Here is a 21,582-nt window from a genome sequence, read left to right on the forward strand (position 1 = left end):
GACCTCTGGGCCCCTTTTTTTGCTGAAGCAAAGCTTCCGTCAGAAAACACTTCCTCCCAGCTCAGCAGTGACTGCTGGTCTAACTGCCGTAGAAATTTTCTCCAGGCTTTTAGCCAAGCTCCTTGCTCTTCCCAATATTGCAACCTCCTCCAGCATGTACTGGGTGAGGGATACCTGGATGGAAGATCTTTCCAGCGAGCTCCAGAGCGTAGAACCCAAAGAATTCCTTCAAAACAGGCTCGATTTTCTATTGGCCTTGGGCCTCCACCTCCGCGCTTTAGCGGAGGCAAGCATGGCTCGATCAGTTTCCATTGTTCGTCCGTCAACTCTGAATCAAACCGGCTCACACTTTCTCCTAATTGCTTGAAAAATTCGAGCATACCTTATTTCAAGTTATGAAACAGCTTCTAGGGAATAGTAGTAGTGGCCATATATTTAATTTTGGAACTATTGCCAACCTTAAGCTGGAAAAATTGGAAAATGCGCCAATAGAGCGCCCGATCCTATAAAATAGGTTATTTAATATTTCGTTTGCGGAATTCTGCGCTCAGCGAAAAACCTAGGTTTTATTGCGTTTCACCCACGCTGCTGCTCTTGTAAAACATTCAAATCAGCTACAGGAGCAGCACCTAACCTTATGGATAGCTTTAAAAGTGTCAGAAAAACCATACAAGGGAGTTAAAGGTTTCTCATCTTTCTAATTACATCCAACATCCGATTCGCAAACCCCCACTCGTTATCAAACCAGATCAATATTTTCACCAGCTTCCCGCCAGCCACACGGGTCTGGCTGGCATCGACGATGCCGGAGCGGGGGTCGTGGTTGAAGTCGCAGGATGCGAGGGGTTCTTCGGTGTAGCCGAGGATGCCGTTGTATTCGGTTTCGGCTGCGGATTTTAGCAGTGTGTTGACTTCGCCCTGTGTCACTGTGCGGTTCAATTGCACAGAGAGGTCGATGGCAGAGACGTTGACGGTGGGCACGCGCATTGCCTGGGCTTCGAATTTTCCTGCGAGTTGGGGCAGGATACGTTCGATACCGCGGGCCAGGCCCGTGTCCACTGGGATTATGGAGTTCACCGCTGAACGGGTTTTTCTCAGATCGGTGTGGTGGTAGGCATCAATTACCGGCTGGTCGTTCATCGCCGAGTGGATGGTGGTGATGACACCGGCCTCTATACCGAATGCCTTGTGCAATGCATCGATCACCGGCACGCTGCAATTGGTGGTGCAGGAGGCGGCGGAAATAATTTTTTCTTTGCCGGTGAGGCTGTGGTGATTGACACCGTAGACAATAGTGGCGTCCACATCCCGGCTGGCGGGCTGGGAAAAAAGCACTTTTCGAGCACCGGCTTTTAAGTGCAATTCCGCGCGCTCGCGCTCGGAAAAACTGCCGGTGCACTCCAATACGATATCGATGTTGTGTTTTGACCAGTCCAACTCTTCCAAGCGCTTGTAATGCGTCACTGCAATGGGGTCGCCGTTGACGGTCAAGGTGTCATTTTGCACAGCTATGTGGCCGGAAAAACGACCGTGGACGGAATCGTATTTGGTGAGGTGGGCAATAGTGGCGCAGTCGGCCAGTTCGTTGATGGCGACGATTTGTAATTTATCCCGCGCACCGGATTCATAAAGTGCGCGCAGTACGGAACGGCCTATGCGTCCGTAGCCGTTGATGGCAAGTCTGGTTGTAGCTGGCTGTTGGATGGTGGGTTCCTCGGTTTTTATTTCTCTCCCCCGGGTCTTCTCGCTGACGGAGACAGGGGCCCGGGGGAGAAAAACACTCGGTATTTATCCGAGTAGTTTTTTCACGGTTTCGGCCACATTTTCTGCGGTGAAGCCGAAGTGTTTCATCAGCTCGCCGCCGGGGGCGGATTCACCAAAGCTTTCCATGCCGACTATAGCGCCGTCGAAGCCGACAAATTTGTACCAGTAATCCTTGTGCCCGGCCTCTACGGCGACGCGGGCGCGAACGGAGGAAGGCAGTACGGATTCACGGTAGGATTCATCCTGCTCCATAAAGGCTTCGACACAGGGCATAGATACCACGCGGATTTTCTTGTCGGACAGCAGTTCTCGGGCCGCCATGGCCAGTTCCACTTCGGAGCCGGTGGCAATAATAATGGCGTCCGGAGTGCCCTCGCAGTCAGCCAGAATATAACCGCCTTTTTCAATCGCTTTCACCTGTCCTTCGTCGCGGCTTTGCGGCGCCAGCCCCTGGCGGCTAAATATCAGTGCGCTGGGGCCGTGTTTACGCGCCACGGCCATTTTCCAGCTGACCGCAGATTCAGTGGTGTCCGCCGGGCGCCAGGTGTGCAGATTGGGGGTCGAACGCAGAGCGGTGAGCTGCTCTACGGGCTGGTGGGTGGGGCCATCTTCACCGAGACCGATGGAATCGTGGGTGTAAACAAAGATCACCCGCTGTTTCATCAGTGCGGCCATGCGCACGGCATTGCGAGCGTATTCCATGAACATCAGGAAGGTAGCACCGTAGGGAACGAAACCGCCGTGCAGGGCGATGCCGTTCATAATGGCGCTCATGCCGAATTCGCGCACACCGTAATAGATGTAGTTGCCGGAGGCGTCGCCAGCAGTCACGCCTTTGGAGCCCGACCAGATGGTGAGGTTGGAGCCGGCCAGGTCAGCGGAGCCGCCGAGGAATTCCGGCAACAGAGGACCAAACGCATTCAGGGTGTTCTGGCTGGCCTTGCGGGAGGCGATCTTCTCAGCCTTGTCCTGACATTCTTTAATATACTCATCCGCTTTGACGAGGAAGTCCGCCGGCAGCTCGCCGCTCATACGGCGCTCGAACTCCGCTGCAAGTTCCGGGAACTCTTCCCGGTAATCGGCGAAGATATCTTTCCACTCTTCTTCCTGGGCTTCGCCCTTGGCGCGGGCACTCCAGCCTTCATAGATCTCCTGGGGAATCTCGAAAGGAGCGTGGGGCCAGTTGATGGTCTCGCGCACCAGGGCGATTTCATCTTCGCCCAGAGGCGCACCGTGGCACTCTTCGCGGCCCTGCTTGTTCGGAGAGCCAAAACCGATCACCGTCTTGCAGCAGATAATAGTGGGCTTTTCGGTCTCGGCGCGGGCCTCTTCAATCGCCGCCTTGATCGCCGCCGGATCGTGGCCGTCCACACCCGGGATCACGTGCCAGCCGTAGGACTCGAAACGCTTGGGCGTGTCATCGGTGAACCAGCCCTGCACCTCGCCATCGATGGAGATGCCGTTATCGTCGTAGAAGGCAATCAGCTTGCCCAGCCCAAGGGTACCGGCCAGGGAGCAAGCCTCGTGAGAGATGCCCTCCATCAGGCAGCCATCACCCATAAAGACATAGGTGTGGTGGTCGATCAGTTCATAGCCCGGGCGGTTGAACTGGGCGGCCAAAACCTTTTCCGCCAACGCCATGCCCACAGCGTTGGTGATCCCCTGCCCCAAGGGGCCGGTAGTGGTCTCCACGCCCGGCGCATAGCCGTACTCGGGATGGCCCGGGGTTTTGGAGTGCAGCTGGCGGAAGTTTTTCAGCTCCTCCATCGGCAGGTCGTAGCCAGACAGATGCAGCAGGGAATAGAGCAGCATGGAGCCATGACCATTGGAGAGCACGAAACGGTCCCGGTCGGCCCAATTCGGGTTGGCCGGATTGTGTTTCAGGTAGTCGTTCCACAGGACTTCGGCGATATCCGCCATGCCCATGGGCGCGCCGGGATGGCCACTTTTGGCTTTTTGGACTGCATCCATGGACAGGGCGCGAACAGCGTTTGCCAGCTCGGTGCGGGACGGGTTGCGGGAAGGCATAGGATCAACTCTCTGAAAGCGAATTGGAGCCGAGCGTATCGGAGATACACCTCGGCAGCGAAAATGTGGCGCGCCCAGGCGCGGCCGCTTTAAAAGGGTGCGTATTTTCCCGTAATCAGCCGCCGGGCGCAAAGGGCGGCCCCTGAAATCCGTAACAATAAAGGCGCCACTCCGCTGCCTGCGTAAGAAGATCAAATTCCATCAAAATCTTTCAATGAATCTATATCAAAAAACTTTGATATATAGGAAACCCCTGCTAGACTCCCCGCCATGCTTGAACCCACGCAAACCCCACACCGCTCTGAAGCCACCGGTGGCGACATAGCGCAGCTGGCCGCGCGCCTGAAGGCCGCCGGCGATCCGCTGCGCCTGGAGATACTGCGACTGCTGAGTCAGGACTCCTACAGCGTGCTGGAGCTGTGCCGCATCTTCGACCTGCGCCAGCCGGCACTTTCCCACCACCTGAAGGTGCTGGCCCAGGCGGATCTGGTCACCAAGCGGCGCGAGGGGAACAACCTTTTTTACCGCCGCAGTGGCGACGGTTTGCAACCGCTGTTTGCCGATTTGGACAAACTGTCGTTGCGCGCCGAGCTGGCAGACGGCGTGGAGCGCGTGGCGCGGGAGCGCGCCGAAGCATCACGGCGCTTTTTCGCTGACTACGGCAATCGCTTCCGCGAGCAACAGGAGCTTATCGCCGGTTACGAGGTCTACGGCCCCCAGGTGGCGCAACTGTTAAAGCCCGGCGGTACCGCGCTGGAAGTGGGCCCCGGTGAGGGGGAGTTTCTGGACGAGTTGGCGGGCCGCTTCGAGCGGGTTACCGCACTGGACCTGTCGCCCACCATGATGGAGCGAGCGCAGCAGTTCGCCGCCAAGCGGGGGCTTGGGAATATTGAATTTATCTGCGGCGACACCCGCGAGGCAGCCGCAAGACCACACAGCGCCGATACCATAGTGGCCAATATGGTGCTGCACCACACCCCGGAACCGGCGCAGATTTTCCAGGACCTGCAGGTGGCGCTGAAGCCCGGTGGGCAGCTGCTGATCGCAGAGCTGCAGGAGCACCGCCAGGATTGGGCCCGCGAAGCCTGTGGCGACCTATGGCTGGGCTTCGCACCGGAACAGTTGCAGGCCTGGGCCGAGAGCGCGGGGCTGCAGAAGGGGCGCAGTGTCTACAGTGCACTGCGCAACGGTTTTCAGATTCAGATTCGCGAATTTATCAAACCCTGAGGGGCGCGGTGGGTGTCTGCCCCACCAATCAACGGAGAGATCACATGAGTGAATACAAACTGTTTACCTCGGAATCGGTTTCCGAGGGGCACCCGGACAAAATCGCCGACCAGATTTCCGACGCCGTGCTCGATGCCCTGTTGGCGCGGGACAAACAGGCGCGTGTAGCCTGTGAAACCCTGGTGAAAACCGGCATCGCCGTGATTGCCGGCGAAATCTCCACCAGCGCCTGGGTAGACCTGGAAGATCTGGTGCGCAAGGTGATCACCGATATCGGCTACACCTCCTCCGACGTGGGCTACGATGGCGAGACCTGCGGCGTGATTAATGTAATCGGCAAACAATCCGCGGACATTGCCCAGGGGGTAGACCGCGCCAAACCGGAAGATCAGGGAGCTGGCGACCAGGGACTCATGTTCGGCTTTGCCACTGACGAAACCCCAACCTTTATGCCCGCGCCCATCTACTACGCTCACCGCCTGGTCGAACGCCAAGCGGAAGCGCGCAAATCCGGCCTGCTGCCCTGGTTGCGCCCAGACGCCAAGAGCCAGGTAACCTTCCGCTACGACGACCAGGGCAGACCCTGCGCCATCGACGCAGTGGTACTGTCCACCCAGCACAATCCAGACGTCAGCCAGGAAGACCTGCGCGAAGCCGTGCTGGAGCTGATAGTGCACCATGTCTTGCCGTCCTCACTCCTGCACGCGGACACCAAGTACCACATCAACCCCACAGGTAAATTTGAGATCGGCGGCCCCGTTGGCGACTGCGGCCTCACCGGGCGCAAAATCATCGTCGACACATACGGCGGTGCGGCCCGTCACGGTGGCGGCGCCTTCTCCGGCAAGGACCCGTCCAAAGTGGACAGGTCCGCTGCTTACGCCGGCCGCTATGTGGCCAAGAACATCGTCGCCGCCGGTCTGGCCAAGCGCTGCGAAATCCAGGTGTCCTACGCCATCGGCGTGGCTGAACCCACTTCGGTCTCCATCAATACTTTTGGCACCGGTGCGGTGAGCGACGACAAACTGATTCAACTGGTGCGCGAGAATTTCGACCTGCGCCCCTACGCCATCGCCAAAGCGTTAGACCTGCTGCACCCCATGTACCAGCTTACAGCGGCTTACGGCCACTTCGGCCGCGATCCCTTTGAGCACACCTACAGCTGGGTGGACAGCAACGGTGAGGAACGCAGCGAGACCTTTACTGCTTTCCCTTGGGAAAAAACAGATAAAGCTGCAGCACTGCGCGACCAGGCAGGCCTGTAATAGCGGCCACAACCGCTCCCGAAAGCATTACAAATTAATTAGGTTGAGAAATGAACCAAATGAGTACCGAATTCAAAGATTTTAAAGTTGCCGACATCAACCTGGCCGACTGGGGCCGCCGCGAAATAGAAATCGCCGAGGGCGAAATGCCGGCACTGATGGCACTGCGGGAAAAATACCGGGCCGAACAACCACTGGCCGGTGCGCGTATCATGGGCTGTATCCATATGACCATCCAGACAGCGGTTCTAATCGAAACCCTGGTGGCACTGGGTGCCGAAGTACGCTGGTCATCCTGCAATATTTTCTCCACGCAGGACCACGCCGCCGCCGCCATCGCCGCTCGCGGCATTCCGGTTTTTGCCTGGAAAGGTGAAACAGAAGAAGAATACGAGTGGTGCCTGGAGCGCACCGTCGGCGCCGACGTGCCCGGCTGGCAGCCGAACCTGATCCTCGACGACGGCGGCGATCTGACCGAACTGCTGCACCGCAAATACCCCGAAATTCTCGACCAGTGCCACGGCATCAGTGAAGAAACCACCACAGGTGTACACCGTCTGCAGGAAATGCTCCGCTCGGGCACCCTGAAAGTACCGGCAATCAACGTCAATGATTCAGTAACCAAAAGCAAAAACGACAACAAATACGGCTGTCGCCACAGTCTCAACGACGCTATCAAACGCGCCACCGACCATTTGCTGGCCGGTAAAAAAGCGCTGGTCATCGGCTACGGCGACGTGGGTAAAGGCTCTGCCGCCTCTCTGCGCCAGGAAGGCATGATCGTCCGCGTATCCGAGGTTGACCCTATCTGTGCCATGCAGGCCTGCATGGACGGCTTCGAACTGGTGTCTCCCTATATCGATGGGATCAACACCGGCACCGACGAAGGCATCAACAAAGAACTTCTCGGCAATACCGACCTGATTGTCACCACCACCGGCAACACCAACGTGTGCGATGCACAAATGTTGAAAGCGCTCAAAAGCGGGGCCGTGGTGTGCAATATCGGCCATTTTGACAATGAAATTGACACGGCCTACATGCGCGAACACTGGGAATGGCAGGAAGTGAAACCACAGGTGCACAAGGTTATCCGCAACCGCGAAACCAACGATCACCTGCTGCTGCTTTCCGAGGGCCGCCTGGTCAACCTGGGTAACGCCACCGGCCACCCAAGCCGCATCATGGACGGTTCCTTCGCCAACCAAGTGCTGGCGCAGATCCACCTGTTCAAAGAAAAATTCGCCGACCTTCCAGCGGATCAAAAAGTATCCGCGCTCTACGTCAAAGTGTTGCCGAAACAGCTGGATGAGGAAGTGGCACGCTATATGGTGCAGGGCTTCGGCGGCGTAATTACACGTATGACCGAAGACCAGGCCAACTATATCGGCGTTTCCGTGGACGGCCCCTATAAGCCAGAAAGCTATAAATATTAATTATCCCGGTACTGGATTCCGGCGCAGGCCGGAATCCATAAAACCCGGGGAGAAAGAAAATTGCACTATGACCGACTCCATCCGTATCAGTTTTGAGTTTTTCCCCCCAAAAACCCCCGATGGCCGGGAAAAACTCTACAAAACCCGCGCGGCTCTGCAGGCCTTCAACCCGGAATTCTTCTCCGTCACCTACGGTGCCGGCGGCACTACCCGGGAAACCACCGCAGACATCGTCACCAACCTGCGCCGCGACGGCATTTCCATTGCCCCCCACCTATCCTTTGGCGGCGATAACGAAGAGACTATTCTCGGCCTGCTGAACCAGTACAAAAATGCAGGCGTAAACCGCATCGTCGCCCTGCGCGGTGACATGCCTTCCGGCATGGGGGCAGTGGCGCAGCTGGTCTATGCCAACGAACTGGTCGCCTTTATCCGCCGCCACACCGGTGACCACTTCCATCTGGAAGTAGCGGCCTACCCGGAAATTCACCCGGAGGCCGAAAGCTACGACGCCGACATCGGCTACCTGAAAGGTAAGTTCGACGCCGGTGCCGACAGCGCCCTGACCCAATACTTCTACAACCCCGATGCCTACTTCTACTTTATCGACCAGTGCCAAAAAGCCGGCATCGACAAACCGATCTACCCCGGCATTATGCCCATCACCAACTACACCAACCTGGCCCGCTTCTCCCGCAACTGCGGCGCCGAAATCCCGCGCTGGCTGCGCCAGCGGATGGAGAGCTACCGCGACCCGGAAGATGTCAAAAAATTGGGGCTGGAAGTGGTGACAGATCTGTGCGAAACCCTATTGGAAGGTGGGGCACCGGGGTTGCATTTTTATACGATGAATCAGGTGGAGCCGAGCGCGGCGATTCTCACGTCTCTTGCGATTAGTCAACAACTCTAATAGAAAGAAGCCCGGCAATCACCGGGCTTCTTTTTTCACTTAGGAGGTATTACAAGGTGTAATTTATTCCTAAATAGAAATTACGTCCCAAAGTATTGTAGATGCCTGACCCACCACCGGTGCCGGAGAGTCCCACAGGGGGCTCGACATCTTCAATATTGTTGACACCTCCGTAGACCTCAAAATCCGCAAACTTATAGCGACCTTGCAAATCATGATACCGAATGCTCGGCGTTTTGTATGGATCCTGAAGATCTCTGCGTTGATCTGTTTCGATCAACAGCATGTCATCAATATAACGACTACGCCAATTGACCTGCAGATCGCCACGATAATAGGTGACATTCGTTGTATAGCTGCGGATCGGATCTCCCAACTCACCGCGAACCTCATCCGGGTCATCCGGATTGTCTTGGAATGGATAATCGTTACGTTCCAATAGCTCAGTACCAAGCAAGCTGAACTTGAGAGAGCCCCAGTCGGACTCTGAAGAAACAAGCTCAGACAGTTCGAATGAATAATCCACCTGATAATCGATACCACGAGCAGTTAGGCTAGCAATATTGAGCAAAGGTGATGTCAAAGAGATAACCTCACCAGTGGAAGGGTCACGCGGCACTAGCGGACAATAGATATTGTTGATACTAGCGCTATCGACGCAACGCTCCAAAATTTCCTGCGCGGGAATACCGTCAATCGCATCAGTGATTTCCATGTCCCAGTAATCCACGGTGATCACGAGCCCAGGTGCGAAACGCGGCGTAATGGCCAAGCCATAGGTAATTGTCTCTGCTGTTTCTTCTTTTAGCTCAGTATTACCGCCGCTTAAACCACTCAAGCTAGAAGCGTCCTTAACCGAGTTAAAATCCGCAGGAACTCCTAGCTCCGCACAACGGGCCGCACGCTGGGCAGGATCGGGCGCTTCGTCGATTTTGTCATAACTACATGGATCCTCCCAGCTAAAGTAGTTTTGTCCCAGCGGGGAGAAAAGCTCATCAATATTAGGAGCCCGTACCGCTTCAGAACTGGTAGCTCGGATGCGAACGTCCTCAGTAATCGCCCAGTCAATCGAGGTGCCCCAAGTAGTCGTTGCACCGATAGTGCTGTAATCTGAGAAACGCGCAGAGGCCCCAAGAGTCAGGCTATCCACTCCAGGCAGTCCCTCCACTAAAGGCGCCGAAACTTCGAAAAACACCTCGGATACGTCATACTCTCCCGAGGACGGTGCGAGAGCATTCATAAAAGTCTCGCCATCTTTGATAACCTGGTCGTAATCCACCTCAGAAGTTTCTTCCCGATATTCGACACCGACGGCCGTGGAGAGGGCTCCTGCAGGCAGCTCGAAGAGATCGCCCGTGACACTGGCTGAGAACACGGTCTGAGTCATGTTCTCCGTAGAACCAGTGTCCTGCAGCATAAAGTAATCGATGGCTTCCTGACTATTGAGGCCATAGCCGAATAGATTGATCGGCAGACAACCGTTGGCACGGGCCGTTTCGCTACGACAGACGATTTCACCTGTTCCAGGATCAACTACCGCGTCTACCGCCTCGAAAAAGCGAGCATTATGGCGGTTGTTTGTATAATCGACCTCTGCGTCGTACTGACCATATACCGCGTATGCTTCATAACTCCAGGAACCAATCAGATCACCCTCGATGCCCAATACATAGCGCTGTACTTCGCGTTTGGCGTCATCTCCACGCATTCCCAGGTCGGAGTGGAAACGGTGATACCAGAATTCTGTCATACCCGCATCATCCAATTCCTGCTTCAATTCTGCAGGTACAAAAGCGTTATCAGCGGAAATTACCAAGTCACCAAAGTAATCGAATGACGGCTGGCCATAACTTTCTGCGTTATTAACACTGTATTTGGCTTCAACAAAAAGACGAGTACTTTCGTTCAAGTCATAGTGGGCCTTGGCGAAATAGTTCTGAGAATCCAATTCCGGATATAACTGTGTAGAACTAATAAAATTAAGGCCATCGCCACCAACAGATGTAGTTTCTCCCGGAGGATGTTCGCCAGGATTAAAGGCCACTAGTTGACCATCATTGGTAAAAGTATATGGGCCAGAGGCTAAGCTGCCTAAAAGAGGAAAATAAGATGAAGGATAACCATAAATCGTGGTCAGGGGGTGTGTTCCCCAAATAACCCCATTTTCACTCAGTAGGTTGTTAGTAGTATTAAAGACCAATATCTCATCAGGAATTCCGTCATCACCTGTATCCGCAGGATTCACCTGATAACCAGGACTAGCAGCAATCCACGGTCTATCTTTCCCATATACTTCTGCAGTTTGAGAGTGCTGGAAACTTACCGCAACGTTACCGCGGCCCTCGGCAAAGTTACTACCCCATGTCACACTGAACTCAGTTGCCTCGCCACCGTTCAGTTCCGGTTGCATATGATGCAGATTAACCTTGAGCCCCTCAAAATCATCACGAGTGATAAAGTTGACCACACCAGTAACCGCATCAGCACCATAAATAGCAGATTGGCCACCAGTAACTGTATCCACGCGTAGCAAAAGATCTTCAGGAATCGTATTCACATCCACCGCTGAAGTACCGATAGATGAACCAATATGGCGCCGTCCATCTTGCAGCACGAGGGTGCGTTCATACCCCATGCCGCGCAAATCCAACAAATTCAGCCCCACGGTACCAATAAAACGACCTGAGTTGTTGTTTGAAAAAGTTGATCGTAGTGCGGGCAATTCATTTAGATAGTCACCTAAACTAATATTACCGCTTAACTCTATATCTTCTGCACTCACGGAAGTAATGGGGCTGGCTGTTTCCAGGTTGGCCCGCTTAATCCGTGAACCAGTGACGACTACTTCCTCTACGACCTGAGAATTTGTGTCTACAGAGTCGGTACTCTTCTCATCAACTTGCGCGTAAACAGTTGGCGCACTAGCTGTAGCAAACATAATTGCCAAGCTTAAAAAATTCCTTTTGAACTTAATCTCCATCTAACCCTCCAAAGATCGTAAGCATTAGCCATTTTTTTGATTTCTCCACTGGGACTGCCATTTTTTGCACTTTGACACACCCATGGGCTTCTCGATAATAGCGAGATTTAAACGACTACTCGAGCATAAAACAAAATCCACCAGAGAAAGATAAATATATCTTTCCTCGGTTGTTTCTCGCGCCAGATTGATTACAAATGTTACAAATCTATGAGAAATCCATCATAAATATTCTTCAAACATAACAAAAAAACTACATCTAATTCCAAATTTATAGATAACTGTTGTTTTTTATTTGCTCATATCGTTTGTTTTCCAACCTATTTTTTCAGGCAGTTTTCCAATCTGCCCAGGCAACATTCTGTGGCTAAGCAGCCTACCCAAGGGACAACAACCTCCCAAGCAAAAACCGTGCCTCAGCCTCCTGCCGCGCCAACTCCAGCGCTCTCCGGTACGAAACTCTGGCTTCCTCCACCTTTCCCAAACGCCGGCACAGATCTGCCCTGGCCGCATGCGCCAAGTGGTAGTCGCCCAATTGGCCGCTTGCGAGTATTTGCTCTACCAATTGCAGGCCTGTTTCGGGGCCGTCGCGCATGGCGATGGCCACTGCGCGGTTGAGGGCCACTACCGGGCTCGGGGTCAGTTGGTAAAGTGCGTCGTAGAGGCCGACAATTTCTCGCCAATCGGTTTCGATAAAGCTTGTGGCTTCAGCGTGCACCGCAGCGATCGCTGCCTGCACTGTATAGGGGCCAAAGCGCCGTGAGTGGAGCGCGGTTTGCACTAAGGCTGTGCCTTCACTGATCAGTTTTTTGTCCCATAAGCTGCGGTCCTGATCTTCCAGCAAAACCAATTCTCCGCACGCATCCGTGCGCGCGCTGCGGCGGGATTCGTTGAGCAGCATCAGGGCCAGCAGGCCCTGCACTTCCGGTTCGGGCATCAGGCGATTGAGCAATCGGCCCAAGCGTATGGCTTCGCCACTCAAATCCGGTCGGGTGAGGGTGTCGCCAACTGTTGCGGAGTAGCCCTCGTTAAAAACCAGGTAGATCACCCGCAACACGCCTTCGAGGCGCTCGGGAAAGTCGCGCCGGCCGGGAATTCGGTAAGGAATTGCGGCGCTGCGAATTTTATTTTTGGCGCGCACAATGCGCTGCGCCAAAGTGGTGGGAGAGCACAAAAAGGCGCTGGCAATTTCCTCCGTGGTGAGGCCGCAAACCTCGCGCAGAGTGAGCGCCACTTGCGCATCCGCGGAAAGGGCCGGGTGACAGCAGGTGAATATCAGACGCAGGTGATCGTCTTCCACCCGGTCTTCGGCCCAGTCGACCGGATCGACATCTTCGACTGCCAACTGCTGTGTCACAGCTTCAGTGAGGGCGTGTTGGCGGGTCTGGCTGCGCAGCCGGTCTATCCCCTTAAAGCGGCCGGTGGACACCAACCAGGCCCGCGGGTTATCAGGTATCCCCTCTTGCGGCCACTGCTTCAGGGCCGCTGCAAAGGCTTCGTGCAAGGCCTCTTCCGCCAGGTCAAAATCGCCCAACAGGCGTATCAACGTAGCCAATACCCGGCGGGATTCCACGCGGTAAATTTCCCCCAACCGGATTTTTATTCTCTCTCGACACAGCACAGCCATTCCCTTGCCTCAGTCAAAAAAGGTGAGGCTATTCAAGCATTGAACGAGAGGGAATCACAATGTCTGTCGGGCACCTCTGATTCATTCGCCGCTGGCTCACGAAGCTATACGGAAGACACACCGAAGCGCGCTATAGCGCTCCAGTCCTTGAATCAGAGGTGCCTTCATCCACAGCCTCTACTCGTACTGGCAGGGAAATATGCTGGTGGTTGATAAGCCAGCGTCCTTCGCAATGTATAAAGCCAAATGTTGCGCGCACGCGATCATCCAGTTCCCGCCACCCTTTAATATGCCCTTACAATGCAACACACAATGGGCAAAGGCCACTGTGTCGCCAGCGTGAATCTGCAGGTCTATAAACTCGAACAGGGGCGGTTCAATAAAAGGCGGCTGCCAGCTGTCCCAGTTATCCCGGTAGGACTGTAAATCTGGATACTGAAATGGTGGCAGAGCGTCAAAGATTCTCGCCGATGGGTGGTGGTTGCGCCAAATGGCTGCCGTTTCGTTATGCCGTACGGCCTCCGCCCATTGGTGCAATAGGCTTTCTATCCGCAAGTGCGCTTTGTGTCCCTCATTTGTAATCCGCATGCAAAAGCCCCAATCACAACTCCCGCACTGGCCGCACTTCTACACATCCCACGCGGGCCGCGGGAATACCGGCGGCGATATCCAGCGCCTCGTCGAGGTTTTGCGCATCCAGCAGATAAAAGCCCGCCAGCTGTTCCTTGGTTTCAGCAAAGGGGCCATCGGTGATCATCACCTTGCCGGCGCGCATACGCACCGTGGTGGCGCTGCTTACCGGCTCCAGAGCCTCCGCGGCAAGCATGCGCCCGCTTTCAGCCACCGACTCCGCATAGGCACGGCATTCGGCGTCCTCTGGGCTCTCCGGCAGTGAATACAGCTTTTCTTCATCGCTGTATACCAAACACAGATATTTCATTGCACTCTCCTCACGACAATTGGTAAACCCGGCACCGGCCTGGGCAAGGCGCCATAAAACGGCGCTATCGCCCTCCCCCAACAGGTGGCCGAGCCGCTGTAGCGCCCGGTTGAGATCCCGCGCGCCGAACAGCAAGGGCACGCCAGCGGCGGGCGGCAGGCTCGTGGCGGATACCCGTGGATAAACCGAGCACAGATATTTCACCGTAACCTCGGATTCAGAATTTAGACATTAGTCGAGCGGGGAGAGGAGAATTCGACAGGAAGGAAAATATTTTTACAAAATGTGCGAATAACGGCTCTTATCTACCGGCACACAGATAGAGCGGCTCCATGGAAGCTTATTCATTCACGTGCGGGCTGCCAGAAAGTGCATTAATCAAAACTGCCCCGTCTGTTTTCCCCATCCGGCAATGCGGTGGACTGGGTCGCAAAATTCAATAGGCGGACCACCAGGCGGCGATTCTTCGCCTGTCCCTCAGGGGTGCTGTTATCGGCGATGGGGCGGCTGTCACCAAAGCCCTCGGCCTGTACCCGCTCCTCCGCGATACCGCGCTCCAGCAGGAAGTGCCGCACCCAGTCCGCGCGCCACTGGGACAGTTTCAGGTTTTTTTCCGGATCGCCCTCGCTGTCGGTATGCCCCTCAATAACGATGCGCAGCGCGGGAAAATCCCGCATGATCACCAACAGTGCCTCAATATCCCCGATACTATCCATGAGCGGCGCAAAGCCGCCGGGCGCATAGCGCACCTGCAAAATAAATTCATTGCCTTGCGCGCGCGGGACACCTCGCAGATAACGCACCAACTGCTCCGCAAAAGGTGCGGCCACTTCACCCCCACTACCCCTCTCCTCAACCAAAGGGGTCAGGGCATACTTTTTGTGCGGGTCGTGGCAGGCGACCAGGGCCAATACCACTCCCATCGCCAATAACAACAACGCTCGGCGCAGCGGGCAGTGCGGAATCGCCATCACATCAACTCCCCAGTCGGGCTGGAAAAGCATATGGCGTCAAATTCATTGTAGTGCAGAGGATGGAAAAGTGGGGGCAACGCCTGAGGCTCACTAAAGGAAATCCAACACCGCCACCAGATCTCCCACCACTTTCGCTCCGGCCTGCGCCAATTGCGGCGCGCGCACCGGGTGGTTGTTGTACCCAACAACCGGCATACCCGCAGCCACCGCCGCACGCACGCCAGCGATGGAATCCTCCACCACCAGACAGCGCCGCGGTTCCACCCCCATCACCTCCGCCGCGTGCAGAAACAGGTCCGGCCAGGGCTTGCCGCGGGAAACATCGTCGGCGCTAAAAATACGCCCGTCGAAATAATCGTAGAGACCCGTTTTGTTCAGGGTCAGCTGCATCTTCTCGTGAGATCCGGAGGAAGCGACACAGCTCGGCAGATTGATTTGCAACAGGTGATCGAGCACGTCCTCGATACCACAGACTGGCTGCAGCTCGTTGTGAAAGGCCTCGCGGATACGGCGCTCGGTATTGTGGAAATAGTGTTCCGGCAGGGGGCCGCCGTAACGGGTTTCTATCTCTAGCAGACAATCCCGCGCCGGGCGGCCACTGAACTGCTCATCCAGCTCCTCGGGCGTCGTTTTCAAGCCCAGCTTGTTCATCTCCTCGGCGAGCACGCGGCAGACAATGGTCTCGCTGTCCACCAGCACGCCGTCGCAGTCAAAGATCACCAGTTCAGTGGCAGACATCTCACTACCCATTCAGCTGGCGGAAATTAACAACAGGCCCAGCAGCACCCCCACGGCACCGCTGACGCGCAGAAAGTTTTCATTGCCCTGGGCAATGCGCATGGCCAGCGCCTTGCTGCGCTCGAAGCCGATATGCAGCATATAGGCACCGGCCAGCACCATCAGCACTCCGAGCGCATTGAAAAGGATATTCCAGGCGCGGGTATCGGCGATCAGCAGCAGAATCAGGCCGATAATCACGCGCGCCCAGGCGGAGACCGCGTAGCCGGTTTCATTCAAGCGCTCACTGATACGGCGCGCCATCTGTGGCTGCAGGATGATGGTGACAGACAAGGCGATAATCGCCAGGCCGAGAAACCAGAGAATCAGTTTTACCATCGCTCTCTCCCTGTATGGATTGCTTTAAATTCCAAGAATAATACGGTTGCCTACAGGTCGCCCCACTGAAACTGCAACACTGACAGCGCCGCCACCGGGGCCGTTTCTGTGCGCAGCACCCGCGGTCCCAAACGCATGGGCATAAACCCCTGGGCAAGCGCCCCCTCAATCTCCACCTCCGACAGGCCGCCCTCGGGCCCCACCAACAGCAGCGCCGAATCCGGCGCTCCCCGCTGCTGCTCCAGCTGGCGCAGATCCAGCTCGGCGCGGTGATGCAGCACCAGTTTCAGATCGGCAGCCGCCCGCTGCAGATAAGATGTCAGTTTTTGCGGCTCGGCAATCAGCGGCAAGCGGTTGCGCTGGCACTGCTCGCAGGCGCTAGCGGCAATCTGGCGCCAGTGGCCCAGTTTTTTCTGCAGGCGCTCACCGGCAAGCTTCACCTCGCAGCGCTCGGTAAACAACGGCTGAATTTCCGCCACGCCCAACTCAGTGGCCTTCTGCACCACCCAGTCGAAGCGATCGCCGCGGGAAATACCAATGGCTAATGTCAGCGCCAAGGGCGATTGGCGATCCTCCGCGGAAAAGTCCCCCAGGCGCACTCTGGCCCGCTTGCCGGTTTCCAACAACTCCGCACTGTACTCGCCGCCGCTGCCGTCGAACAAAACCAAAGGGCGGCCGGGCTGCAAGCGCAGCACTTTAACCAAGTGGCGGGATGCGGCTTCGTCCAGCACCACCTCAGTGCGGCCGGACAGGAGTTCGGGGGAATAAACACGCGGGATGCGCATGGGCGGGAAATCCTCTGGAACGATTGCCATTACAGCGGCGGCAGTTAACCGGCCGATAGTGTAGGCATTCTGACGTCGGTTGCGCAATGTCGCGGCCGGCCGGAACAATCCAAACGCCATGGAAGCAAGAAGGCACAGCAATAATGATCCGCTCAAAAGGAATCGATGACGTGACCATCAAAACGCAATTCTACGAGCGCCAATTCCTCGATCATGGACTAAAAGTGCACGGAGCAATTTAACTAAACTTTAGATGTAAATGGCTTCCACACCTTACCGTAGCGCCCTTCAGCGCCAATCGACCGAATTTTTGTTTCTCACCATCTAACCGCCCAACGGCAGTCTTCGGCAAATTAGGCTTGGCGGGAACTATGTATACCGCAAGCTTGCGCTTTCCTACGGCCTGCGCCACGTTGGCAAAATACGCTCCATGAGTTCTCGCCAACTGTATATCGCCGCTTACGACATCCGCAACCCGCGCAGACTGCGCAAAGCACTGCGACTACTCAAGGATTTCGCCTGTGGCGGGCAGAAGTCAGTTTTCGAGTGCTACCTGACCAACGGGGAGAAAGCCGAACTCTTTGAGCGTATAGCGCAGGTCATGGATACAGACGAAGACAGTTTTCTGGTTGCCCCAGTCCCCGAAGGGGCGGCACAAGTGCTGGGTATAGGCATACCGCCGGCAGATCCGCAGTTTTACTACGTGGGATAAGACAATGGAGAACCTTTACATCGACCGGAAGGGCACAGAGCTGGATGTGGAGGGCCAGCATTTACTGATCCGCGTACCCGGAGAGCGGCCCCGGAGTCTGCCTTTGGTACAACTGCGCTTTATTACGGTTTCCGCCAGTGTTCAGCTCTCCTCCAGACTGCTGCTGGCCCTGGATTCAGCGGGCGTCACTCTGGTTGTTCTCAATCCCCGCAGCTCCGGCAATTGGCTGGTGTGTTCCGGCAATCGCCACGGCAACAGCGCCCGCCGGCTACGCCAGTATCAGTGGTGGAACAGGGAAAACAGCTGCCTGCAGGCCGCACGGCAACTGGTAGCTGCCAAGATCACCGGCCAGTACCGCAGCCTGTTGCAGCATCGCCGCCAGCGGCCGAACCTTCGCCGCCCCTTAAGCCGCGCACTGGAACAACTGCGTCAACGCCGGCAGGCTGTACTGCAGGCGCAAACTCTGGACGTACTGCGTGGCGTGGAAGGCGCAGCATCCGCCGCTTACTTCGGCGCCCTGACACAATTGGTGGCGCCGGTATGGAATTTCCGTAAGCGCCTGCGCCGCCCGCCGCCTGATCCGGTCAATGCCCTGCTCTCCCTCAGTTACACCCTCGCCCACGGGGAGGCGGTACAGGCGCTGGTGAGCTGCGGCCTGGACCCGGCGCTGGGGTTTCTGCACCAGTTCAGCTACAGCCGCGAATCCCTCGCCTGCGATTTGATGGAACTGCTGCGCGCAGATATCGATCGCTGGGTACTGGCACTGCTGCGGGACGGTGCCCTCACTCCCACCCAGTTTCACTTTCCCAGCGCTGATCAATGCTTACTGGGCAAAGAGGGGCGCGCGGTTTTCTATTCCGCCTACCGAAATGAGGTAATCAAATGGCGCAAGCGCTGCCGGAAGCTGGCCAGCCAGTGGGCCGCGAGGCTGGAGCAGGAAACAAGCTGTCCAGAAGAGCTGAAAGACGATGCGCAAACCACTGATCATTAATATGGACGAGGTCGAAGAACTACGGCGAGACGGCCCCGCCCTGCTGCTGCGCGCCCGCGGTCGCAGTCGCCAGTGGTTCCCCTTCCGCCGCCTGAGCCGTATCCTGATTACCGGAGTACCGGAAAATGCCTTACATACACTGCTGGCCTGCTGCGGTCAGGGCGTCCCCGTAACCATCCTCAACCGGCGCGGCCAAATTCTGGGGCAGATCATCCATCCCGGGCGCTTGCCGCACCCATTAGGGCACTGGATGGACGCACTTGAGGCCGAGCCGGAATTGGATGCTGTCTACAAGGACTGGCTGGAAAACCAGCAGCGTCGCGCCTATGGCCTGATCGGGTGTTTTGGCTACAATAGTGCGCATAGCGCACAGAAGGCACAACAACAATTACAAAAACTGGCGAGCAAAAAACAACTGCACGACACGCTCCCGAATATCCGCACTTGGCTGGAAAGCCTGCTTGCGACACACATGCAGTGTCTCGCATCAAACTACGGACTCCCTGGCAACAGCCGCTATCTGCAAAAATTGAAGCAAGACCTGATGCCCCCGGCACTGGCCCTGGCAACCACAAGCCTGGTCCACAAACTCCCCGCCGGGAAAAACACTCACAGCACCGCTCAACTCGCCCGCTTTTACCAGGCCCACTGCGCACAACCGGTGGAGGACTGGCTGCAAAAAGCATTCACAGCACTCTGCTCCCTGCTGGAAGAGTGTGCTCTCGGACAACAAGCCATACCGCCAAAATCCCCATGCGGCGCCACCACTACCTGATTTGCTACGACATCGCCGACCGCAAACGCCTCGCCCGGGTATTCCGCGCCTGCCGCGCGGTAGGCACCGCCTATCAGTACTCCGTCTTTCACTTGCATCTAAGCGAGCAAGACCTCAACACCCTGTTAAGCAGGTTGGAGGAAATTATCGATCAAGGTGCGGACGATATTCGCGTATATAGGCTGCAATCTCCGCAACAGATAGAAACTTTGGGAAAAGGCCCACTACCGGAGGGTATATTCGGCGATTAAGAGCCCCCTCAGCCTTCATCCTGTAGTTTGATTTTTATCTCTATTTAATCAAACCAGGCTGCCTGCTTAGAAGAAGATTTTCATATTCCGTCTTAATCCCTTTCAAATCAGGGCATCTTTCAAACGCCAGCGGGAAGTCACTGATGCCGACATTCAGGTCTTAATCCCTTTCAAATCAGGGCATCTTTTAAACCAGGAAACATGCGGTTCACCCTTGGCAGTTTCCTTGCTATGCCTCTGCAAGTTCGCCGGTTTCAATCAATGTCCAGGCCGGTGTTGCCATTACCCTCTGTTACTGGTCCCCATGCCTCCCAACTTGGGAGGCATGGAAACATATCAGTGGGCAGCAGGTGAGGTGGCTCCAAATATATTTGAGAGGTCGGGGTGGAAATAAATGCCGGTCAACCCTGCGTCTTCAACGGCCCGCTTAAAGGCATCTGTACAGAATACGCCATGGTAGAAGTCAGCTTTACACTTAAATACCATGGTGGATTCTGGGAGCTTGTCTTCCAAGATGCCCAGGTTCTGCAGCTCACCAAACTCGTCCGCAGTAGTCACACTTTGATCCAGTGCATCATGATCCTCCGCGATAGTTAGCGGGTTAAAGATATATCCAGTTCCCCCCTCGTAGACTACCGGAAGGAATTCCCCGTCTTGTTTCAAGTCCTCGTGAAGCTGGCTATAGGCTCGCTCACTCAGGAATAACCTCCCAATATTTACACAAAGATCTGGAATCTCCTCAAATTCGCACTTCTCTCCCTCCATTGCTGGCCCAAAATCTAAAAACAACGGTTCTTTCCAGCTTTCTGAATAGGCAATAGGAGCGCTGTTCATATGGAATGTGCAGTTCTCCCCCAACTTTTCCATGACTTCATCAATTGGTATTGCGTAGAAAAAATACCGATCATCATTATGTATTCTTTGAAGTGTCATATCGTCACCGCTTTGGAATGATGTGTTGAGGGAGTGTGCCAGTTTGAAGTTTGTGCCGAATCGATGCGAGAGTCCTTACTAGCTCTTCATCTGAGGATATTCTAGCGAGATTAATAAGCGGGGAGATCCATGCGTAATACGCCTTCCGATGAATTCGGCTATGTGGGACAGCACGTCTTAGGTGGTCGGGCATTTGCGATACTGCTTCTTTATTCCGCGGTAACCAGCACCCGTTAATTGGATCATCAATGCGGCGTTTAAACCAGGCAAGCACGGCTCGCATAGGTGCCGCTCGTCTATGCGCTCCAGAAACTATGGCATGAGCATCACACAGATTGTGGGGGCGGGGATCGCCGTTTAGCCCCATGTGTTTTCCAAGACGGGCAGAATTGTGGGCTTCCTGTACCAGTTCCTTTTGGGTCATCTCCTTCCCATCGGCTCTGTACCGCTCAAGCTCCTCCTCGACCTGTGAGATTGTACGTACTCAATTTAAGTCCGATACGGTAGGTTTTTCTAGGGAGGCAAATTCAGCAATGGCGCGGTCTACTCGGTCCATCTCGTGATACTTTTTTGACAGTGGAGCTCGTGTCATGGTGGGTTATTCCTTTGAAGAAGGTCTTCCTATGCGGTTTCCGATGATACCTGGAGGGGGATTCGGGAGACAACGGGCTACCAGTGAGGCGGTGCGGTTTTGCAGGTTGTTTCACGAAAGGGCCGCGATCAAAGCCTTTTCTCATTAGCTACTTGACTGTTCTAGCAATGGCGTAATGACAAGGCGCTGCCCTTAGATGAAAGTCGGCAGATTGGAGTGGAAGCCGTATCCAATTTGGGGGCTTAATCCCTTTCAAATCAGGGCATCTTTCAAACC

Annotated in this window: 20 protein-coding genes; 8 read left to right on the top strand and 12 right to left on the bottom strand. The window is 55.5% G+C overall.

Features of this window, described 5'->3' with window-relative positions; translation table 11 throughout:
* From BM155_RS17850 to tkt, 3 genes are all read right to left on the bottom strand, one after another.
* The coding region (locus tag BM155_RS17850) for a transposase (protein ID WP_139223300.1) at positions 1-380 on the bottom strand (380 nt) is incomplete at its 3' end.
* Positions 381-678: 298 nt separating this feature from the next.
* On the bottom strand, positions 679-1,704 hold the full coding sequence (gene gap / locus BM155_RS15445; protein WP_074904078.1) for a type I glyceraldehyde-3-phosphate dehydrogenase: 1,026 nt from the start codon (positions 1,702-1,704) through the stop codon (positions 679-681).
* Positions 1,705-1,788: 84 nt separating this feature from the next.
* Positions 1,789-3,792, bottom strand: coding sequence for a transketolase (tkt, locus tag BM155_RS15450; protein WP_074904082.1), 2,004 nt, complete (start codon positions 3,790-3,792; stop codon positions 1,789-1,791).
* A gap of 270 nt (positions 3,793-4,062) precedes the next feature.
* Between tkt and BM155_RS15455 the strand changes: the two genes are divergently transcribed.
* From BM155_RS15455 to metF, 4 genes are all read left to right on the top strand, one after another.
* A complete protein-coding gene (locus BM155_RS15455; RefSeq protein ID WP_074904085.1) occupies positions 4,063-5,019 on the top strand; it encodes a metalloregulator ArsR/SmtB family transcription factor in 957 nt (318 codons plus the stop codon).
* A gap of 44 nt (positions 5,020-5,063) precedes the next feature.
* Positions 5,064-6,284 carry a methionine adenosyltransferase gene (gene metK / locus BM155_RS15460; RefSeq protein ID WP_067156215.1) on the top strand — a complete coding sequence of 407 codons (1,221 nt, stop codon included), beginning with the start codon at positions 5,064-5,066 and terminating at the stop codon, positions 6,282-6,284.
* A gap of 50 nt (positions 6,285-6,334) precedes the next feature.
* Positions 6,335-7,720 carry an adenosylhomocysteinase gene (gene ahcY / locus BM155_RS15465; RefSeq protein ID WP_139223301.1) on the top strand — a complete coding sequence of 462 codons (1,386 nt, stop codon included), beginning with the start codon at positions 6,335-6,337 and terminating at the stop codon, positions 7,718-7,720.
* 67 nt (positions 7,721-7,787) lie between these two features.
* Positions 7,788-8,630 carry a methylenetetrahydrofolate reductase [NAD(P)H] gene (gene metF / locus BM155_RS15470; RefSeq protein ID WP_067156219.1) on the top strand — a complete coding sequence of 281 codons (843 nt, stop codon included), beginning with the start codon at positions 7,788-7,790 and terminating at the stop codon, positions 8,628-8,630.
* A gap of 49 nt (positions 8,631-8,679) precedes the next feature.
* Here the strand turns inward: metF and BM155_RS15475 are convergent, their stop codons facing one another.
* The 7 genes from BM155_RS15475 to BM155_RS15510 form a co-directional block, all read right to left on the bottom strand.
* Positions 8,680-11,610 carry a TonB-dependent receptor plug domain-containing protein gene (locus BM155_RS15475; RefSeq protein WP_074904088.1) on the bottom strand — a complete coding sequence of 977 codons (2,931 nt, stop codon included), beginning with the start codon at positions 11,608-11,610 and terminating at the stop codon, positions 8,680-8,682.
* Between the two features lie 376 nt (positions 11,611-11,986).
* Complete coding sequence (locus BM155_RS15480) at positions 11,987-13,237, bottom strand: RNA polymerase sigma factor (RefSeq protein ID WP_074904090.1); 1,251 nt, start codon at positions 13,235-13,237, stop codon at positions 11,987-11,989.
* 601 nt (positions 13,238-13,838) lie between these two features.
* A complete protein-coding gene (locus tag BM155_RS17630) occupies positions 13,839-14,381 on the bottom strand; it encodes a YciI family protein (protein WP_254773214.1) in 543 nt (180 codons plus the stop codon).
* Between the two features lie 170 nt (positions 14,382-14,551).
* Entirely contained in the window at positions 14,552-15,148 is a 597-nt protein-coding gene (locus BM155_RS15495; RefSeq protein WP_074904184.1) for an OmpA family protein, read from the bottom strand.
* A gap of 93 nt (positions 15,149-15,241) precedes the next feature.
* Positions 15,242-15,889, bottom strand: a complete 648-nt coding sequence (locus BM155_RS15500) for an HAD family hydrolase (RefSeq protein WP_083421235.1) — start codon at positions 15,887-15,889, stop codon at positions 15,242-15,244.
* 12 nt (positions 15,890-15,901) lie between these two features.
* Complete coding sequence (locus BM155_RS15505) at positions 15,902-16,267, bottom strand: hypothetical protein (protein ID WP_074904107.1); 366 nt, start codon at positions 16,265-16,267, stop codon at positions 15,902-15,904.
* Positions 16,268-16,317: 50 nt separating this feature from the next.
* Positions 16,318-17,052, bottom strand: coding sequence for a 16S rRNA (uracil(1498)-N(3))-methyltransferase (locus tag BM155_RS15510; protein WP_067156239.1), 735 nt, complete (start codon positions 17,050-17,052; stop codon positions 16,318-16,320).
* A 430-nt stretch (positions 17,053-17,482) separates the two neighbouring features.
* Between BM155_RS15510 and cas2 (BM155_RS15515) the strand changes: the two genes are divergently transcribed.
* The 4 genes from cas2 (BM155_RS15515) to cas2 (BM155_RS15530) are packed head-to-tail and all read left to right on the top strand — an operon-like array spanning position 17,483 to position 19,781.
* Positions 17,483-17,764: a CRISPR-associated endonuclease Cas2 gene (gene cas2, locus BM155_RS15515; protein ID WP_067156242.1), complete on the top strand. Its 282-nt coding sequence runs from the start codon at positions 17,483-17,485 to the stop codon at positions 17,762-17,764.
* Between the two features lie 4 nt (positions 17,765-17,768).
* Positions 17,769-18,755 carry a CRISPR-associated endonuclease Cas1 gene (gene cas1, locus BM155_RS15520; protein WP_074904110.1) on the top strand — a complete coding sequence of 329 codons (987 nt, stop codon included), beginning with the start codon at positions 17,769-17,771 and terminating at the stop codon, positions 18,753-18,755.
* The gene (locus BM155_RS15525; RefSeq protein ID WP_139223302.1) at positions 18,733-19,530 is read left to right on the top strand and encodes a CRISPR-associated endonuclease Cas1; all 798 of its coding nucleotides are present in this window, start codon (positions 18,733-18,735) and stop codon (positions 19,528-19,530) included. The genes cas1 and BM155_RS15525 overlap by 23 nt, the downstream gene beginning before the upstream one ends.
* Positions 19,509-19,781, top strand: coding sequence for a CRISPR-associated endonuclease Cas2 (cas2, locus tag BM155_RS15530; protein ID WP_074904115.1), 273 nt, complete (start codon positions 19,509-19,511; stop codon positions 19,779-19,781). The genes BM155_RS15525 and cas2 (BM155_RS15530) overlap by 22 nt, the downstream gene beginning before the upstream one ends.
* Positions 19,782-20,117: 336 nt before the next feature.
* On the opposite strand, the gene BM155_RS15535 is transcribed toward cas2 (BM155_RS15530), so the two are convergent.
* Both BM155_RS15535 and BM155_RS17855 read right to left on the bottom strand, forming a co-directional pair.
* Positions 20,118-20,714 carry a hypothetical protein gene (locus tag BM155_RS15535; RefSeq protein ID WP_067156256.1) on the bottom strand — a complete coding sequence of 199 codons (597 nt, stop codon included), beginning with the start codon at positions 20,712-20,714 and terminating at the stop codon, positions 20,118-20,120.
* 4 nt (positions 20,715-20,718) lie between these two features.
* Positions 20,719-21,138: an AHH domain-containing protein gene (locus tag BM155_RS17855; RefSeq protein ID WP_074904118.1), complete on the bottom strand. Its 420-nt coding sequence runs from the start codon at positions 21,136-21,138 to the stop codon at positions 20,719-20,721.
* Positions 21,139-21,582: the final 444 nt, after the last annotated feature.

Origin of the sequence: Microbulbifer thermotolerans (assembly GCF_900112305.1) — a bacterium.
Taxonomy (GTDB): Bacteria; Pseudomonadota; Gammaproteobacteria; order Pseudomonadales; family Cellvibrionaceae; genus Microbulbifer; species Microbulbifer thermotolerans.

What these genes read in the sequence shown, in the direction of transcription:
- tkt (WP_074904082.1), bottom strand. Translation starts at nt 3,792, where the DNA reads ATGCCTTCCCGCAACCCGTCCCGCACCGAGCTGGCAAACGCTGTTCGC.
- BM155_RS15455 (WP_074904085.1), top strand. Translation starts at nt 4,063, where the DNA reads ATGCTTGAACCCACGCAAACCCCACACCGCTCTGAAGCCACCGGTGGC.
- metK (WP_067156215.1), top strand. Translation starts at nt 5,064, where the DNA reads ATGAGTGAATACAAACTGTTTACCTCGGAATCGGTTTCCGAGGGGCAC.
- ahcY (WP_139223301.1), top strand. Translation starts at nt 6,335, where the DNA reads ATGAACCAAATGAGTACCGAATTCAAAGATTTTAAAGTTGCCGACATC.
- metF (WP_067156219.1), top strand. Translation starts at nt 7,788, where the DNA reads ATGACCGACTCCATCCGTATCAGTTTTGAGTTTTTCCCCCCAAAAACC.
- BM155_RS15475 (WP_074904088.1), bottom strand. Translation starts at nt 11,610, where the DNA reads ATGGAGATTAAGTTCAAAAGGAATTTTTTAAGCTTGGCAATTATGTTT.
- BM155_RS15480 (WP_074904090.1), bottom strand. Translation starts at nt 13,237, where the DNA reads ATGGCTGTGCTGTGTCGAGAGAGAATAAAAATCCGGTTGGGGGAAATT.
- BM155_RS15495 (WP_074904184.1), bottom strand. Translation starts at nt 15,148, where the DNA reads ATGGCGATTCCGCACTGCCCGCTGCGCCGAGCGTTGTTGTTATTGGCG.
- BM155_RS15500 (WP_083421235.1), bottom strand. Translation starts at nt 15,889, where the DNA reads ATGTCTGCCACTGAACTGGTGATCTTTGACTGCGACGGCGTGCTGGTG.
- BM155_RS15505 (WP_074904107.1), bottom strand. Translation starts at nt 16,267, where the DNA reads ATGGTAAAACTGATTCTCTGGTTTCTCGGCCTGGCGATTATCGCCTTG.
- BM155_RS15510 (WP_067156239.1), bottom strand. Translation starts at nt 17,052, where the DNA reads ATGCGCATCCCGCGTGTTTATTCCCCCGAACTCCTGTCCGGCCGCACT.
- cas2 (WP_067156242.1), top strand. Translation starts at nt 17,483, where the DNA reads ATGAGTTCTCGCCAACTGTATATCGCCGCTTACGACATCCGCAACCCG.
- cas1 (WP_074904110.1), top strand. Translation starts at nt 17,769, where the DNA reads ATGGAGAACCTTTACATCGACCGGAAGGGCACAGAGCTGGATGTGGAG.
- BM155_RS15525 (WP_139223302.1), top strand. Translation starts at nt 18,733, where the DNA reads ATGCGCAAACCACTGATCATTAATATGGACGAGGTCGAAGAACTACGG.
- cas2 (WP_074904115.1), top strand. Translation starts at nt 19,509, where the DNA reads ATGCGGCGCCACCACTACCTGATTTGCTACGACATCGCCGACCGCAAA.
- BM155_RS15535 (WP_067156256.1), bottom strand. Translation starts at nt 20,714, where the DNA reads ATGACACTTCAAAGAATACATAATGATGATCGGTATTTTTTCTACGCA.
- BM155_RS17855 (WP_074904118.1), bottom strand. Translation starts at nt 21,138, where the DNA reads ATGACCCAAAAGGAACTGGTACAGGAAGCCCACAATTCTGCCCGTCTT.